Source organism: Nocardia grenadensis NBRC 108939, from assembly GCF_001613445.1.
Classification (GTDB): Bacteria; Actinomycetota; Actinomycetes; order Mycobacteriales; family Mycobacteriaceae; genus Nocardia; species Nocardia grenadensis.
On sequence record NZ_BDCJ01000006.1, the window covers coordinates 297,222 to 313,654 of the forward strand.

Sequence of the window (16,433 nt, forward strand, 5' to 3'; positions counted from 1 at the left end):
GTACCGGCGCATTGTGGCAGGCTGCTGTCCAAGCTGCGGCACGGTAGGGCGCGGCGGTGAAGTGCGACAGGCAGGCGAGGCGGACAGATGGATGCGGTAGTCGGTCAGCGGTGTGACCACCTCCGGAGGGCGAAAACGGTATGACGCGGCCAGTCCGGACCCGGCCCCACCGAACCCGGCGGCCCCGCGTGACCACCCTTCCGCAGCTGATCGCGAACGCTGTCGAGACCAATCCCGACGGTGCGGCCCTCGTCCTCGCCGACGGCACCGGCCCGTTGGAGCAGGTCAGCTATGCCGATCTGGACGCCTGGTCGAGCCGGTTGGCGCGGTCGCTCATTGCGCGCGGAATCGGCCCGGAGGATCTGGTGGCCGTGGCCATCCCGCGTTCGCTGGACGCGGTGCTGGCGGTCTGGGCAGTGGCCAAGACAGGAGCGGGTTTCGTACCGATCGATCCCGCCTATCCGCCCAACTGGATCGCGCATCTGCTGGTCGATGTCGGTGCGGTCTACGGTCTGGCGGTCTCCTGGGTCCGCAACGAACTCCCCGACGAGATCGAGTGGTTGCAGGTCGACACGGTCGGGGCCGCTCGGGCGCTGGAACAGTTCTCCGCCGAGCCGGTGACCTACGCCGACCGGATCCGCCCGCTGCGGGCCGAACATCCCGCCTATGTCAGCTATGCCAGCGACGGCGAGGCCTCGCCGGACGGTGTGGTGGTCACCCAGGCCGGTCTGTCCGGTCTGTGCGCCGAACAGCAGGGCCGTTTCCGGGTCGAACCAGAGGACCGCACGCTCGACTTCGCGCCGCTCCCCTCGGATTCGGCCGTACTGGAGCTGCTGCTCGCGCTCGGCGGCGCCGCGACCATGGTGGTTGTCTCCCCGCTGGTGTCCACGGCGGACGAACTCACCGAACTGTTGCGCCGCACCGGTGTCACCCATGCCTACCTGCCGCCGGAAGCGCTGGAGGTGATGGATCCGGCGGGGCTCGACGAACTGGGCGTGGTGATCGCCGGGCGCCGGCCGTGCCCGCCCGAACAGGTGGCGCGCTGGGCGATTCCCGTCGCCGGCGGGGCGACCCGGGTGCTTTATCAGGGGTACGGGCCGGCCGAGGCCACGATCATGACCAGTATCAGCACCGCGCTGACCCCGGACCGGGCGCCGACCGTGGGCGCGCCGATCCGCGGTGTGACGGCCCATATCCTGGACGGACAGCTCGCGCAGGTGCCCGACGGCGCGGTCGGCGAACTGTATCTCGGCGGTCCGCAACTGGCCCGTGGCTATCACCGACGGCCCGGGCGGACCGCGCAACTGCTGGTCGCCGACCCCTACGCCGACGACGGTTCGCGACTCTTCCGCACCGGTGACCTGGTGCGTCGCACCGACGATGGCGAAATGGAGTATCTGGGCCGGGTCGAAACGCCGGCCGCACCATCGACGCTCTCGGGCGTCATGGGGCCGAGCGACTCGGATACACCGCCACTCGTCGCCGTCGACTCCGCCGCCGCACCGGAGGCAGCGCTCGCCGAATCACCGGCCGACTTCGAGCAGAGCCTGCCGATCCGGGAAACCGCTGCTCCGCCCGCGAAACCCGACCTTCCCGCCGAACCGGAGCAGCCGGTCGAGGAGGGCGCCTTCACCGGTTACGGCGACGGACCGGCCGATCGGGAACCCGGCACCCCCGATCCTGTTCCCGCGCGCGGACTGCCCGGGGCGGACAGCAGGCTCGCCTCCGAGCGGCGTGATATGGAACTGCCCGGGCGCGGCTACCTGGAAATGCCCGACCGCTCACAACCTCTGGGCGCCCGCGGCACCCGGGCCGCGGAATCCTCGCCCGCCGGAGCGGAGGCCAACGATCCGGCGGAGCCGGATGCCGACACCTGGCTGAGCGCCGACCGGCAGCTGCCCGCGCCGAGCGATACGCAACCCTCCCGCGGGAGTTCGTTCCGGGCGGCCGGTGACGCGCTGGCGTTCTACGAGAATATGCCGGAGGGTGCGGACGCGCCGGGCAGCCGGGGCCCGAGCCCGGCGGTGCTACCCGCCACCCGCCCGGAGCCCGGGGGCTCGGATTTCCCGTTCGGCGCCCGGGACAGCAATGCCCCGAGCCCGCTGTGGCCCGACTCCGCCGGTGCGTCGCCGCGTGCGGAGGAACCATCGGCGCCGGAAACGGTTCCGGCGCCGGACGACCGTCGCGCCGCGGCGCGACCGGAATCCGTACCGCTCTCGCCCGGCCAGCTGCGGTTGTGGGAACGCAACCGGTTCACCCCCGAAGAAGGCACCGATACCTTCACCGCCGCGATGACCCTGACCGGCACCCTGGACGCGACGGCCATGCAGGCCGCCGTCGCCGATGTGGTCGACCGGCACGAAACGCTGCGCACCGTCTACCCAGAGGTCGGCGGCACACCGCATCAGGTGGTGCTGCCGCGGGAACGGGCGGTACCGGAGGTGGCCGCCGAACCGGTCGCGCCCGCCGAACTGGCCGAGTGGTTGCAGGCCCTGTCCCGGACCGATTTCGATGTCGCCGATCCCGAACAGGTACCGGTACGGTTCGCGCTGGCCGAGACCGGCCCCCGGGAACATGTGGTCGCGGTGGTCGTCCACCGCATCCTCGCCGACGAGGTGTCGGCCGGTCTGCTGCTGCGGGATCTGCTGCGGGCGTTCCTGGGCCGGCGCAACCGGTCGCGGCCGCTGTGGCAACCGCTGTCGGTGCAGTACCTGGACTATTTCCTGAACCGGCAGTCTGTTCTCGGCGACAGCACCGATCCGGGATCGCTCGCCGCGGCGCGACTGGCGTTCTGGCGCGAATACTTGGCGGGGTTGCCGCCGCTGCTGGAGATTCCGGCCGCTACCGGCGGCTCCGGCGGCACGGGTTACGGCGTGCACGGTTTCGAGATCGGCACCCGCACCCATCGCCGGATCGCCGATATCGCCCGCCGGGGTGAGGTTTCCGAGTTCATCGTGGTGCGCGCGGCCTTCGCGGTGTTGCTGGCCCGCTCGGCCGCCGTCACCGATATCGTGCTCGGCAGTTCGGTGCGCGGGCACGATGAACGCGAACTCGACGACGCGATCGGCCCCTACGCCAACACCGTCGTCCTGCGCACCCGTATCGATCCGGCGGAGTCCTTCCTGGACCTGGTCACGCGGGTCGCCGAATCCGATCGCGCGGCGTTCGCCCACGCGGATCTGCCCTTCGAGATCGTGGACGCGGCGATCGGCGTCGGCGCGCCGCTGTTCGATATGGCGATCTCGTTGCGGCACAACGATATTCCGCGTCTGGAAATGCCGAGTCTATCCACCGAGCCGATCGAGATCGCGAACTCGACCCCCGAGTGCGGATTGCGGCTGGTGATCGACCCGCACCGGGCGCCCGACGGTTCACCCGACGGGATCGCGGCCGCGTTGCACTACGCCGCCGACCGGTTCGACGCCGCCACCGCCACCGAATTCGCGCGTCGGTTGCAGCGCGTACTCACCGTCGCCGGTGGTGATCCCGACGGCCCGGTCGGTGATATCGACCTGCTGTCCCGGGCCGATCTCGACCGATTGCTGGTGGTCTGGAACGACACCCGGTACCCGGTCGCGCCGGACCTGCTGCTCGACGGTTACCGCCGCACCGTCGCCACCCGCCCCGATACCGTGGCGGTGGCCGACGCGGAAGCCGAACTGACGTATCAGGAATTCGACGCCCGGGTGAACCGGCTGGCACGGCGGCTGATCGAGGCCGGAGTCGGCACCGAGACGCCGGTGGGTGTTGCGCTGCGCAACTCCACCGAGCTGCTGGTCGCGATCTACGCGGTGCTGTCCGCCGGTGGCGCCTGCCTGCCGCTGGACCCCGACGATCCGGCCGGCTGGAACGCGCGGCTCATCGATATCGCCGGACCGGCCTGTGTGCTGGTGGCCCCGGCCGACGAAGCGCGGCTGGCGGCGGTGGAGACGAGCACGGCGTCGCGGCCGCCGATTCTGGTGCCCGGTGCCGAAGATCTCGCCCGTCACTCCGCCGAGCCGGTGCGCCCGGAGGAACTGATCCGGCAGATACGCCCCGGTAACGCGGCCTATCTGCTGTGCGCCTCGGTGTCGCCGGACGGGCCGGAACTGGCGGTCCTCTCGCACAGCGCGATCCACAACCAGATCACGCTGATGCTCGCCCAGTACCCGATGGGTTTCACCGACGTCTACCTCCAGCAGAATCCGCCGACCCGCGGCACCTCGCTGTGGGGTACTTTCCTGCCGTTGCGCGCCGGGGCGGAACTGGCTCTGGCCCCGGCCGGAACGCACGACCCGGAGCGTATCGCCGCGACGATCGCCGCGCGAGCGGTGACGGTCACCGATTTCGGGCCCGACGAACTCGCCGCCTTCGCCGAGCACGCCGATCCGGGACCGATGCGCAGTCTGCGCGAGGTTTTCGTGACCGGCGGTCCGCTGGCGCCGGAAACGGCACGGGCGGTGCGGGAACGCTGCGGTGCGCGGACGCAGAATCTGTACGGGACCGCCGAAACCACGGTGTCGGCGACCTCCTGGCCGGCCGCGGGATCGGCGGATCGGTCGGTGCCGATCGGGCTGCCGCAGTGGAACACCCGGGTGTACGTGCTGGATTCGCGGTTGCGGCCGGTCCCGCCCGGGGTGCCCGGTGAGCTGTACCTGGCCGGTGACCAGCTCGCTCGCGGTTACCTCGGCCGGCGCGGTGGCACCGCGCACCGATTCGTCGCGAACCCTTTCGGTTACGGCCAGCGCATGTACCGGACCGGGGATATGGTGCGGTGGCGCGACGCCACCGCCACCACCCCACAGCGACTCGACTACCTGGGCCGTACCGATGACCAGTTTGGTTTCCGCGGCCACCGCGTCCGCCCCGCCGCGGTCACGGCCGCGCTGCGCGCCCTGCCCGGGATCGCCGCGGCCGCGGTACTCACCCGTGGCACCGGTCCGGCCGTATCGTCGGCCGCGCGCCCCGGCGCACGCCTGGTCGCCTACATCGTTCCCGAGCAGGCCGGGAGCGAACCCGACCTTGCCTCGGTCCGCGCCGCACTCGCGCAGACGGTGCCCGCGGATCTGGTGCCGTCGGCTTTCGCGGCCGTCGAGCGGATCCCGCTGACCGGCACCGGCGAACCCGATCGGACCCGGTTACCGGACCCCGACGAGATCGCGCCGCTGCCGCCGGATGCAGGCCCGTGGGCAGCCGAAGCGCGCGTCGAACCCGTCGGCGCGCTCGATATCGCGGAGACCGCACTACCGGAACCGCCACCGCAGGCGGCCGAACCTGTCCCGACCGCCGCGGCGCCGGTCTCGTTCACCGGCGCCGCGGCGGAGACAACCGGTGAGCTGCCCGCGACACCCACCGCCGCCCGGCTGCTGGACAGTCCCGTACCCGGGGTCGAGGTCCGGTCGGTGGTACTCGATCTACCGACCGACCGGCCGCTGAGCCGGACCGAGATCGCGGTGCAGTCGCTGATGGCCCGGCATCCGATGTTGTCGGCCCGGCTCGACACCGGCGCCCGACCGCCCGTCCTGTGGATCCCGCCGCGCGAACAGCGGGGTGAGCGTCAGTACTGGTGGCGCGGGCCGGAAACCGGTGAGAACACCCTGGCCACCGACGATGTGGTGCAAGCGGCGGCCGACGCGCTCGACCCCGCGAACGGGCGCAATATCCATTTCGTCGTCACCGGCACCGAACCGGATCGACGGCTCGTAGTGGTGGCCAATGGACTGGCCGTCGACGACCGCTCGTGGCGGATCATCATCGACGAGCTGGTCGCCGGCTGGGCCGGCGCCGAACTCGCCGCGGCAGCCCCCGAGACCAAACTGCCGCAACTGGTGCACGCCCTGGACGCGCGCGCCCGCTCCATCGAACTACTGGACGAGTCCGGATGGTGGCGGCGCAACCTGGCCGGCGCGCAGATAGCGGCCCCCCTCGGGTCGGCCGATCTCCGGGGCCGCCGCCGGGTCTCCCTGGCCATCACCGCCGAGGGCACCGCGGCGGTGACCGCCGCGGCCGGCGCCTACGAGGCCACCGTGCCCGAGGTACTGCTGACCGCCGTCGCCGTCGCCCTGCACACCGGTGCGCAGGGCAAAGTCGCCCGCGCGATCGGATCCCTGGTGCGCTGTGACGCCGACGCCCGGTCGTTCGCGAACGGAACCGGCGATCTCGTCGGCGGTTTCGCCACGGAATTCCCGCTGTCGGTCCGGATCGTCGATATCGATACCACCGAGGCTCTGGTCGGTGGGCCCGCCGCCGGAAGCGCGCTGGTCCAGATCCGTGATCTCTACCGGTCGGTACCCGACGGTGGCGCGGGCTACGCGCTCCTGCGTCACCTGAACCCGGAGACCGCCACCGAGTTCGCCGCCGCCGAATCCGGCCGGCTCACTCTGCGCTACCGGGATCTGCGGCCGGCCCGGGTCCACACCGACGGCCCGGCCGACGGAGTACCGCTGGCACTGACCGTCGACGCCACCGACGACGGTCTGCTCTGCCGGTTCGACTACGCGACCGACGTTTTCGCCGGTGAAGATGTGAAAACCTTCGCCGAGCATTGGGTCCGCGCACTCGGCGGCCTCGCCGAACACGGGTTGCGCCCGGATATCGGGCGCACCGCGCTCGCGCCGCAGCCCGCGCGGGAGTCGCAATCCGCGCCCGCGTCGGAGCCCGCGCGGGAGTCGCAATCCGCGCCCGCGTCGGAGCCCGCGTCCGCGCCGCAGCCCGCACCCGAGTCGCAGGTCGCCGTCGAGTCGGCGCCCGCGCATGCGGCGCTGCCCGCGCACATGTCCGAACCGGTGCCGGACGCGGAGGTCACCTCACTGCTGCGCCCGATCACCGGCGTCCCGGACGCCGCGCCGCCCGAGCCGGTCCGCGGCACGCTACCGCGACACCACGCATACGACGCGGCCGCCGATCCGCTGCCGGACACGGCCGGCGCACCCGCTCCGGGTGGGCTCCCGCGGCGCCGGACTACGGGCGCCGAAACACCCGCGACGGTCGGCCCCGGTACGGATGCCGAGGCGGCCGGTGCCGGGCTCCCGCAACGCCGGCCGGTCGGCGGAGCCGGCGCGCCCGCGCAACAGGAGACCGTCCCGGAGCGAACCGCGTTCCCGCAACGCGGCACCGGGCCGCGTTCGGAATCCGAAACCGTGGCGAGCGGAATCGATCCGACCGCGACAGCGCTGCCGCGGCGCCGCACGCGACCCGATGCGGATCCGGCCGCGACGGTGGATTCGGGTTCGGTGTCGCTGCCGCAACGTGCCGCGCGACCCGACGCGGATTCTGCTGTGTCGGTGGATGCGGGTTCGGGTTCGTTGCCCCGGCGCCGGTCGGGGCTCGATGCGGATCCGGCCGCGACGGTGGATTCGGGTTCGGGTTCGTTGCCGCAGCGCCGGTCGGGGCTCGATCCGGATCCCGCGGCGACCGCGGACCCGGGCCGGGCCTCGCTGCCACAACGCCGCCCGGGTCCGGCGCATTCGACACCCGAGGCCGTGAGTCCGGAATCGGCCGCGCGATCCGGGGCCTTCCCGCAGCACCTGCCCCGGCACGACAGTGGGCCTGCCGGTGAGCCGCTGTCGGAGCAGGCAGCCGAGCCCTCGGCGACGCCTCCGCGGGGCGCGTTCCGGTACGGCGCGGGATCTGTCGCCGAGCCGATGGATGCCGTCGAGCCGCCCGCGCCGCCGTCCCTGCCCCGCCGCCGGCCCGGGCCGGCCGGCCAACCGGAACGCCTCGACACAGAAATGGACTCGCCCGAAGCCTCCGCACCTCCGGGGTTGCCCCAGCGCCGCCCCCGGGTCGACAGCGGGTCCCGCACGGAACCGGAACCGGCCGAGATATCCGAACCGTCGCTGCCGCAGCGCCGGTCTCGGCTCGGCGCGCGGCCCGACGCCGATTCGGCGGGTGCCCTTTCCGAGCCCGTGTCCACCGAGAGCGGACCCGTACCGGATCCGCTGCCGGAACGCCGTCCCACCGCCGAGACGCGCCCCGCGCCCGCCGGCACCGAGTCCGAACAGGCGGGCGGGCCGGCGCTGCCGCGGCGCGGCGGCCGCTCCGCGGTGGAAGCGGAGGGTGCGACCGCCGGCGGCACAGCCGACCGGGGTCCGGCCGCGCTGCCGCGGCGCGAGGCACACGGCGAGGTCGAATCGGCGCCGGTCGAGCTCCCGCCGGCGCTGCCGCGGCGCCGGCCGCAACCGCTCCGGGACGAGACGGCATCGTCCGAACCGCGTGACTGGACCTTGAAGCGTTCGAAGTCCGCGGCCCCCGCACCCGGTCCCGAGCCGACCGCCGAGCCAGAGCTCACTGCTGATCCCGGACTCACTGCTGATCCCGGACTCACTGCTGATCCCGGACTCACTGCTGATCCCGGACTCACTGCCGATCCCGGACTCACTGCCGATCCCGGGCTCACCGCGGACCCGGAGCCCACCACCTTCCTGCGGCCGATTCCGGATGTGGAGACGACCGCCTACATGTCTCCGATTGCCGATCTGGCCTCGCGTGACGACCAGAGCACCCTGCTGTCGCTGTTCGACGAACAGGTGAGCCGGACTCCCACGGACCCGGCCGTGCGGCAGGGTGCGCGGGTGCTCGGATACAGCGAATTGGACCGCAAGTCCCGGGCGCTGGCCGTGGAGCTGATCCGCTTCGGCGTCGGCGACCGAACCCTGGTCGCCGTGGCCATGCGACCCGGTATCGACCTGGTGGTCGCGGTCTGCGCGGTTTTGCGTGCGGGCGGCGGATATGTGCCGGTCGATCCCGGCCGCCCGGCCGCGGAAGTGGACGAGTTGCTGGCCACCGCGGCCCCGATCTGTGTGCTGAGCACCTCGGACGAGGGCTTCGCCACCGGCACCGGGATCTCGGTGGTCGCCATCGACCTGCTGTATCTGGACCTGCCTGCCGACCCGGCTGTCTTCCCACCGGTCGCCGCCGACGACCTCGCCGATATCCGGTACGTCCCCGGTGGCACGCCCGCTGTGACGAGCACGCACCGGCAGCTGGTGGAGCGACTGCGACGGGCGCAGCGCAGCCATCCCTACGATTCGTCCGATCTGGTGCTGCACGCGGCGCCGACCGTGACCGATATCACGCTGTGGGAATTGTTCCGGCCGCTGCACCACGGTGCCCAGATCCTGATGCCCGATCATCCGGGCCGGGCCGCCGACCTGTCCCGTTCGATCGCCGCCCACAAGGTCACGATCGTGCACGTGGTCCCGTCCCTGCTGGACCGGTTCCTCGATTCGGTGACCGACGGCGGCGGCCGCGCCGCGCATCTCAGCCTGCGGCGGGTCGTCGTGGACGGCGCCGCGCTCCCGCCCGGTGGTGTCGAACGGTTCGTTACGCTGCTGCCCGGCGCGGAACTGGTGATCTGGTACGGCCACAACGAGACGGGTGTGATCACCGTCGGGTCGGTCGGCGGGCGGCCGGTCACCAATGACCGGGTGTACCTCCTGGACGAACAACTGCGCCCGGTACCGCCGGGCACCGTCGGCGAAATGTACATCGGCGGTCCGCAGTTGGCCCGGGGTTACCACGCCGCGGCCGCGGAGACGGCCTCGAGGTTCGTCGCCACCGGGGGTGGGGGCCGGCTGTACCGGACGGGGGACCTGGTCCGCCGCCGGGACGGTGTGCTGGAATATCTCGGGCGTGTCGAACGTGTCGGCGGGTCGCTCATGAGCGGTTCCCGGCGGGGCGGGCATGATTGAACCCGCTCCGGCGTCCGGGATCGCCGAGTCGGCGGGGTCCGGTACCGGATTCCCGGTCCGGTCGATCAAACCGTGGTAGCCGGGCAACGCTACGGTAACGATATGTCCGCAAGGTACGACTACACGGACAGAACTCCCGGGTTGGGTCGATCCTGTCCCGTTACTGTGAGGCGTTCGGGACCCGGAGCCGGTTGTTGCGGTGCGGAAAGACCCCGGATGGAAATTCGAGACGAAGCGAAGGTGTGAAATTGATACGTCGACTCACCCGGCGTGGCGGTAGACGCGCCGCGGCAATGGTCGCGGCCACGGCAGTTCTGACCGGTGTGATGACCGGTCTCGGTGGGAGTACCGCCGGTGCGGATCCGATCATCGAATCCAAGACACTGCTCGCCGACCCCACCGCGCCCGACGGGTCACGCATCGTCAAGGCCGAGTACAAGGACGACCGCAACCTGCGGCTGTATGTGAACTCGGTGGCCATGGACAAGGACATCGTCGTCGACGTCCAGCGCCCGGCCGACGCCTCGGTGCCCCGGCCCACGCTCTACCTGCTCAACGGCGCGGGTGGTGGCGAGGACTCGGCATCCTGGCAGGCCCAGACCAACACCCTCGAATTTCTGTCCGACAAGAACGTCAATGTGATCCAGCCCATCGGTGGTGCCTGGAGCTACTACACCGACTGGATCAAGGACGACCCGGCGCTGGGCCGCAACAAGTGGAAGACCTTTTTCACCGAGGAGCTCCCGCCGCTGATCGACGGTGCGTTGGGCACCAACGGTGTGAACGGCCTCGCCGGTCTGTCCACCTCGGGCACCACCGTGCTGGCTCTGCCGATCGCCAAGCCCGGCCTCTACAAGGCCGCCGCGGCCTACAGCGGTTGCGCCCAGACCAGCGACCCGGTCGGTTCGGAGTTCGTGAAGCTCACCGTGAACACATGGGGCGGCGGCGACACCGACAACATGTGGGGTCCGCAGGGCTCGCCGGAATGGGCCGCGAACGATCCGTACCTGCACGCCGAAGCGCTGCGCGGTCTCGAACTCTACGTCTCCACCGGTAACGGCCTGCCCGGCCGCTGGGACACCCTGAACGGCCCGCACACCCTGCCCGGCTCCTACGGGCTGGCCAATCAGATCCTGGTCGGCGGCGTCATCGAGGCGGGTACCAACTTCTGCACCCATAATTTGAAGACGCGGCTGGATTCTTTGGGGATCCCGGCCACCTTCAACTTCCGTGACTCGGGTACCCACTCCTGGGGTTACTGGGAGGACGAGTTCAAGGTGTCGTGGCCGGTTCTGGCCCGTGGCCTGGGCCTCTAGTCCCAACGCTGTTTCTCGTGCCCGTGCCGGGGCGGCAGTACGCCGCCCCGGCACGGGCGTTTTCTCATGCCGGCCCGTCCGTGCGCGATGACGAGAACGCCCGCCCTGCCGGTGGGCGGAGCGGGCGTTCGCGCGATCGGGGTCGCGCCTACTCCGCGAAGACCGCTTTGCGTTTGCCGAGCATGGCGCCGGCGCCCTCGAAGAAGTCGGGGGATTGCAGTAGTTCGACCTGCCCGGCCTTCTCGTCGGCCAGGGCCGTGTCCAGGGCGCTGAGGGTGGCGCGATTGAGTGCCTTCTTGGTGAGTTCGAGCGCGCGCCGCGGACCGTGCGAGATCTTCTCGGCGGCGGCCTCGACGGCGGCATCGAGTTCCTCGGTGGTGGCCAGGACGTCGGTGAACAGGCCTTCGGCGCGGGCCGCGGGGGCGGGGAGACGTTCGCCGAGCAGTGCCATCCGAGCGGCCAGCGGGCGGCCGGCGGCCGCGGCCACCAGCGCCGCGGCGCCACCGTCGGGCATGAGACCGATATTGATGAATGCCAGCAGCAGGTAGGAGTCTGCTTCGGCGTAGACCAGGTCGGCGGCCAGCGCGATACCGACACCGACCCCGGCGGTCGCGCCCCGGAGGCGGGCGATCACCGGTACCGGTAGGTCGACGATGGCGCGCACGAGCCGGTTGGCGGCGTCCATCACCTGGTCGGGGGTGATGCCGCGGGCGCCCTCTTCGGCGCTGGCGGCCAGGTCGGCGCCGGTGCAGAAGTCGCCGCCGGCACCGGTGAGCACGACCACCCGCACGGCTTTGTCCTGCGCGGCCGCGAGGAAGGTGTCACCCAGCGCGACCAGCGAGTCGTAGTCGAGCGCATTCTTGCGCTTGGGCTTGGTGAGGGTGATCCGCAGTACCCGGCCGTCCTGCACGGCGGAGAAACCCGCCGGCTGCGTGGTGGGGGAATCTGTGTTGACCATGCGCGCTCCATCGGGTGCCCCCGGTGCCGACCAGGTGGCGAATAGCGGTTAACGTTGCGAATTGTGGTTAACTTAGGTTGACTTGTCGGGCGCTGTCAACACCGGCGGCGCCGCCGAGGCGAACGGAGAATGCATGGTCGCGGATAGCAGCCGGGTGGACCCGGTGCGCGTGCGTCCGGCCGACCGTGGCGCCGGCCAGGGCGGGCGGCGCCGGCCCAAGGACCGCAAGGTGCAGATTATGCGCGCCGCGGCCCGCGCCTTCAGCGAACGTGGTTACTATCCGGTCGGCGTGGACGAGATCGCGGCCGAGGTCGGGATCTCCGGTCCCGCACTGTACCGCCATTTCGCCAACAAGTACGCCCTGTTGGTCGCCGCCGCGGAGGAAGGTGCCCGGCAACTGCTCGAGGCCGCCCGGGCCGCGGACGAGCCGGAAGCGAAGCCGGACGAACGTCTCGACGCCCTCATCCGGGCGGTCTCCGAGCACACCATCGAGATCCGGCGCGAGGCAGGTCTGTACCGGTGGGAGGGCCGCTACCTGGAGCAGCCCGACCGCGCCCGCATCCGCACCCTCTACAACGGGATCAACGAGACGCTGTCCGCGCCGATCGAGCAACTCCGACCGGACGCCCCACCGGAGGACATCGCCCTGCTGGCCGCCGCGGTGCTCAGCGTGATCGGCAGTATCTCGGCCCATCGCACCGCCCTGTCCAGTGCCAAACTGCTGCCGCTGCTGCACGATATGGCCTGGTCGATCGTGCGCACCGAACTGCCGCCCGCCCCCGGGCCCGGCGAACCCGACAACACCCCGCGCGGCCTGCCGGTGACCTCCAAACGGGAGCAGTTGCTCACCGAGGCGATCCGGATCTTCGGCCGCCGCGGGTACCACGAGGCCAGTATCGAAGAGATCGGCGCGGCTGTCGGAATCAACGCCTCCAGCGTCTACCGGTACTTCAGCAGTAAATCCGACCTGCTGGCGGCAGCCTTCCACCGCACCGGCGACCGGCTGGCCTTCGCCATCACCGAGGCGCTCGCCGAGGCGAGCGGGCGCGCCGACGCGGTGGACAAGATCGCCGACCGCTACATCCGGCTCAGTTTCGCCATGCCGGAGATCATGCCGGTGTACTACGCGGAATTCCCGAACCTGCCCCCGGCCGAACAACACAAACTCCGGGCCATTCAACGGCAGAACGTGCACGAATGGGCGAATCTGCTCGACGGTGATCCCATCGAGGCGCGCTTCCGGGTGCATTCGGCGATCGGCCAGGTCATCGATGTGGGCCGGTTGATCCGTTTCGATTCCCGGCCCCAGCACATGGCCCGGGTGCACGCCCTCATGATGGCCGTGATGCTGGGCTGAACGGCCGAGAAGGTGTCGGGCTAATCGCCGCTGCCTGGCGGCGGCCGGCCGCCAGTACGCGCGATCGAGCGAAACGGTGTAGACCTCCTCACCGACCGTCCGTCGTGGCTTCGAGGACGCCGACGGTGAGTTCCTGGAACCCGAACGGCGCTTCCTCGGGTGGCTTCGGGCCGAGGCGCACGGCCGCGATTCCTTTATCGGGCATCACCGCCAGTGTTTGGTTCCGGAATCCGATGGCCCAGAATGTATCGGGGCCGGCATCCGGAACCAATGGCCCCGTCAGCGGGACCTGCTCACCGCGCCCGTTCGCGGCCGGCGCGGGTGACACCACCAGGCCGTCCGAGTTCAGCCACCAGAGTCGTCCATAGCCCCGGTTGAGGTCGGTACTGGGGCTGACCGACCTCTGCGCGTAATCGGCGTCGATGATCTGTTCGCCGTTCCAAGCGCCTTCGTGGAGCATCAGGACTCCCAGGCGGGCAATATCCGGACACGTCGATCGCAGGCCCATGAAGGTCATGGCTCCCCCCGAGCGATCCCGTTCCAGATGCGAGTCACGCATACCGAGCGGGCCGAAGAGGTGCAGCCGAGCGTAGTCGGAGGGATGTACACCGGTGGCGGAATGAAGGACCCTCGAAAGCACCTGCACGGCCGAATTGTTGTACACCCACTCCGTTCCCGGGTCTCGTGCCTGACCGAGGCCGATGGCGAACGCGGTCTTGTCCGGTGCCTTCACCGCCATTTCCGCATAGTCGGTGACAGCGTCCCACTGGCGCCCCGAGGTGTTCGTGAGGAGGTGTTCGACTGTCACGCTCTCCGACGGAGTGCCGCGCCACTCCGGTACGTGATCGGCGACCTTGTCCGCCACCGATAGTTCACCCCGCCGGACGGCGATTCCCACCAGGAGTCCGGTGAGCGATTTGGTGACCGAGAATGTTTCCCGAGGATCCGGTCCGGAGTGGGGATCCCGTTCGTCGACGACCAGCTTGCCGTCGCGGACCACGGCCAGGCAAGCCGAGCCACCGGCCTGGGCCCGGCCGGTGAGTGTTTCCAGCGCGTGCGGATCGAAATCACTGTCCGCGGCGGAGGTCCGCTCCCAATCCCGGCCGGGGAAGACGGCATTGTCGACGTCAACCTGGCCGGGGTTGCCCTGCGCGGTGGGCAGCTCTCTGCCGCCACAGGCCAGCACGAGCACGGCGGTTGTCGCGATCGCCGCCCGCCACCATCGTGGAAATGCGGTATCGCGACGCGATTCATTCGGACGCCCCGATTCCGGCCCGCGATGCGAGAACATAGGCAAGCTCCTTGTCTATTTTTCGGCCAGTGTAACCGCACTACGCGGTTTCGACGAGGTGATGTCGTCGGCGATCGCCGGGTCTTGACTCGACCGCGGATACGGTGGTGGCCGGACTCCCGGCGGTGCGGCCCGCGAAGGAATCGATGACTCCGGTGCCGACGGAGCCGAGCATCGTTGTGCTCGCCTTACCCCTCTCGATGAGCGGCGTAGGCATTTCGCAGAATGCGCAGGCAGATATGCGATATGACGGCAAAGGCAGGTAAGCCGGTCACCAGATGGGCGACTCCCAGGGCCGCGACATTGTCGGCAAGATAGAACGGAATATGCGCTGCCAACCGGAGGCCGATAGCACCGGCCCAGATGGCGGTGCATATGCGATATGCCCGCAGCAGGATCGGCTCCTGCTGCCATCTCGCGCCCCCGACGACCGGTCCCACGATAACTCCGACCATCGGATAGCGGCCGATCAAGGACAAGAGCAGGACGAGAACCCATATCGTGCTGCGGACGATGTGCAGCAGATAGAAGTCGGCGCCCCGGCCGGTGCAGATCGCGAGCAGGCCGGAGATCACCACCAGCACAAGGCCGGCCAGAACCGGTCGGAGCGGCTGCCGCATCAGAAGCCGCGCCGATACCAGACCGGCGCACCAGACCGATACCGATATCGCGGCGTTCGATACCTCCTGGGTGAGGAGGTAGACGGCGGCGTACAGCACATGGGGCGACACCACGTCGATCAGGCCCCGTCTATCCAGGATCTGGGCCCGCGATACGTCCGGTGAGGTGACCAGCATCCCTGCCTGCCGCCGCAGTCGCGCGATTGGAGTGCCCCTGCGGGCCCGGTCCATCGTCACCACGAACTCCCCGGCTCGCGAGTGCGGTCGCGACGTCCGTCCTCGGTGTCGAGCGGGCCCGTCGCTCTCCCTTCGCGGGTGCGTCCACGCCGGTGGCACCGGCGGCGGCACTTCGTGCCCCGTGTCTCGTGCATGCTGATATCCGATCCGAGTCGAGTGAACCGGGTGCTGCGTGCTCGGCCACCGCCGGGTTACGCAGCCGCTCTGTCGATATGTGAGTGGAAGAATGCGGAGAATGACTGAGTACTCGGCCGCCGTTCCACCACCGACGTCACCGGCCTTGGTCTATCTTCTCGCTCGGTCGAGCAGTGTCCGATTGGCCGAAGCTTTCGCCGAGCACGGAATGGCCGACCTCCTGCCCCGCCACGCATTACAGCTCTTCCCACTGCTCCTTTCGGGTGGATCACGCGCTTCGGAGCTCGCCGCGATGCTGTCCGTATCCCGGCAGGCGACCGCCCAGGTGATTCGGACGCTCGAGCGTGCCGGCTACCTCGCCCGAGTGGATGACCCCGGTGACAGGCGGGCGCAGCTGGTCTGCCTCACGCCGCGCGGACGAGCTGCGACACGGGTGTTGCGCAAGAGCCTGCAAGGGCTCGAGCGCGAATGGGAAGGCCGGCTCGGCGTCGAGCGTATGACCGAACTGCGTAGCGCCTTGACCATTCTCTTGGCGACGCCGGGCTGAACCTCTGCTGTCTCGCTCGGTCGGGGTATGACCGATCGCGGCTCGGCCATCACTGTCAGTCCTTTCCGTGCAAGCTCTGTGACAATATCGTTTCGCCCCAAAGTAGACAAGAATCTTGTCTAAAAACGCAAACCGCCGAGGATTTCGGTAGCCGTTCGGTTCGTGATCGGATCGGTCGGCAAGGCATTCACCGCGACCGCGTTGCTGCCACTAGCCGACCAGGGGCTGGTCGAGCTGGATGCGCCGGTGCGGCGGTATGCGCCGGGCCCGGTGTCGCGGCACGTGTGGTCACCGTGGCGCA

General features: G+C 70.2%; 7 protein-coding genes and 1 pseudogene. 5 read left to right on the top strand and 3 right to left on the bottom strand.

Annotation, left to right across the window (positions count from 1 at the left end):
* The first annotated feature begins 140 nt into the window (after window positions 1–140).
* Together NGR01S_RS08250 and NGR01S_RS08255 are read left to right on the top strand one after the other, a co-directional pair.
* On the top strand, window positions 141–9,671 hold the full coding sequence (locus NGR01S_RS08250) for an AMP-binding protein (protein ID WP_084480486.1): 9,531 nt from the start codon (window positions 141–143) through the stop codon (window positions 9,669–9,671).
* A gap of 326 nt (window positions 9,672–9,997) precedes the next feature.
* Window positions 9,998–10,987: an alpha/beta hydrolase gene (locus NGR01S_RS08255; protein WP_174551683.1), complete on the top strand. Its 990-nt coding sequence runs from the start codon at window positions 9,998–10,000 to the stop codon at window positions 10,985–10,987.
* A gap of 148 nt (window positions 10,988–11,135) precedes the next feature.
* On the opposite strand, the gene NGR01S_RS08260 is transcribed toward NGR01S_RS08255, so the two are convergent.
* Window positions 11,136–11,945 carry an enoyl-CoA hydratase-related protein gene (locus NGR01S_RS08260; RefSeq protein ID WP_063035569.1) on the bottom strand — a complete coding sequence of 270 codons (810 nt, stop codon included), beginning with the start codon at window positions 11,943–11,945 and terminating at the stop codon, window positions 11,136–11,138.
* 133 nt (window positions 11,946–12,078) lie between these two features.
* Here NGR01S_RS08260 and NGR01S_RS08265 point away from each other — a divergent pair, with 133 nt between their 5' ends.
* Entirely contained in the window at window positions 12,079–13,302 is a 1,224-nt protein-coding gene (locus tag NGR01S_RS08265; protein ID WP_084480542.1) for a TetR/AcrR family transcriptional regulator, read from the top strand.
* Window positions 13,303–13,390: 88 nt separating this feature from the next.
* Here NGR01S_RS08265 and NGR01S_RS08270 read toward each other — a convergent pair whose 3' ends face one another.
* Both NGR01S_RS08270 and NGR01S_RS08275 read right to left on the bottom strand, forming a co-directional pair.
* Window positions 13,391–14,593: a serine hydrolase domain-containing protein gene (locus NGR01S_RS08270; protein ID WP_063035570.1), complete on the bottom strand. Its 1,203-nt coding sequence runs from the start codon at window positions 14,591–14,593 to the stop codon at window positions 13,391–13,393.
* 188 nt (window positions 14,594–14,781) lie between these two features.
* Window positions 14,782–15,444 carry a DUF3159 domain-containing protein gene (locus NGR01S_RS08275; protein WP_084480488.1) on the bottom strand — a complete coding sequence of 221 codons (663 nt, stop codon included), beginning with the start codon at window positions 15,442–15,444 and terminating at the stop codon, window positions 14,782–14,784.
* A gap of 322 nt (window positions 15,445–15,766) precedes the next feature.
* Here NGR01S_RS08275 and NGR01S_RS08280 point away from each other — a divergent pair, with 322 nt between their 5' ends.
* Together NGR01S_RS08280 and NGR01S_RS32800 are read left to right on the top strand one after the other, a co-directional pair.
* Window positions 15,767–16,132 (top strand): MarR family winged helix-turn-helix transcriptional regulator, encoded by a 366-nt coding sequence (locus NGR01S_RS08280; protein WP_245664485.1) that lies wholly within the window; start codon window positions 15,767–15,769, stop codon window positions 16,130–16,132.
* Between the two features lie 162 nt (window positions 16,133–16,294).
* Window positions 16,295–16,384, top strand: a pseudogene (locus NGR01S_RS32800) (serine hydrolase); the annotation flags it as partial.
* Between the last annotated feature and the right edge of the window lie 49 nt (window positions 16,385–16,433).

Excerpts from the sequence above, each read along its gene's own strand:
- NGR01S_RS08250 (WP_084480486.1), top strand. The coding sequence starts at position 141 with ATGACGCGGCCAGTCCGGACCCGGCCCCACCGAACCCGGCGGCCCCGC.
- NGR01S_RS08255 (WP_174551683.1), top strand. The coding sequence starts at position 9,998 with ATGACCGGTCTCGGTGGGAGTACCGCCGGTGCGGATCCGATCATCGAA.
- NGR01S_RS08260 (WP_063035569.1), bottom strand. The coding sequence starts at position 11,945 with ATGGTCAACACAGATTCCCCCACCACGCAGCCGGCGGGTTTCTCCGCC.
- NGR01S_RS08265 (WP_084480542.1), top strand. The coding sequence starts at position 12,079 with ATGGTCGCGGATAGCAGCCGGGTGGACCCGGTGCGCGTGCGTCCGGCC.
- NGR01S_RS08270 (WP_063035570.1), bottom strand. The coding sequence starts at position 14,593 with ATGTTCTCGCATCGCGGGCCGGAATCGGGGCGTCCGAATGAATCGCGT.
- NGR01S_RS08275 (WP_084480488.1), bottom strand. The coding sequence starts at position 15,444 with ATGGACCGGGCCCGCAGGGGCACTCCAATCGCGCGACTGCGGCGGCAG.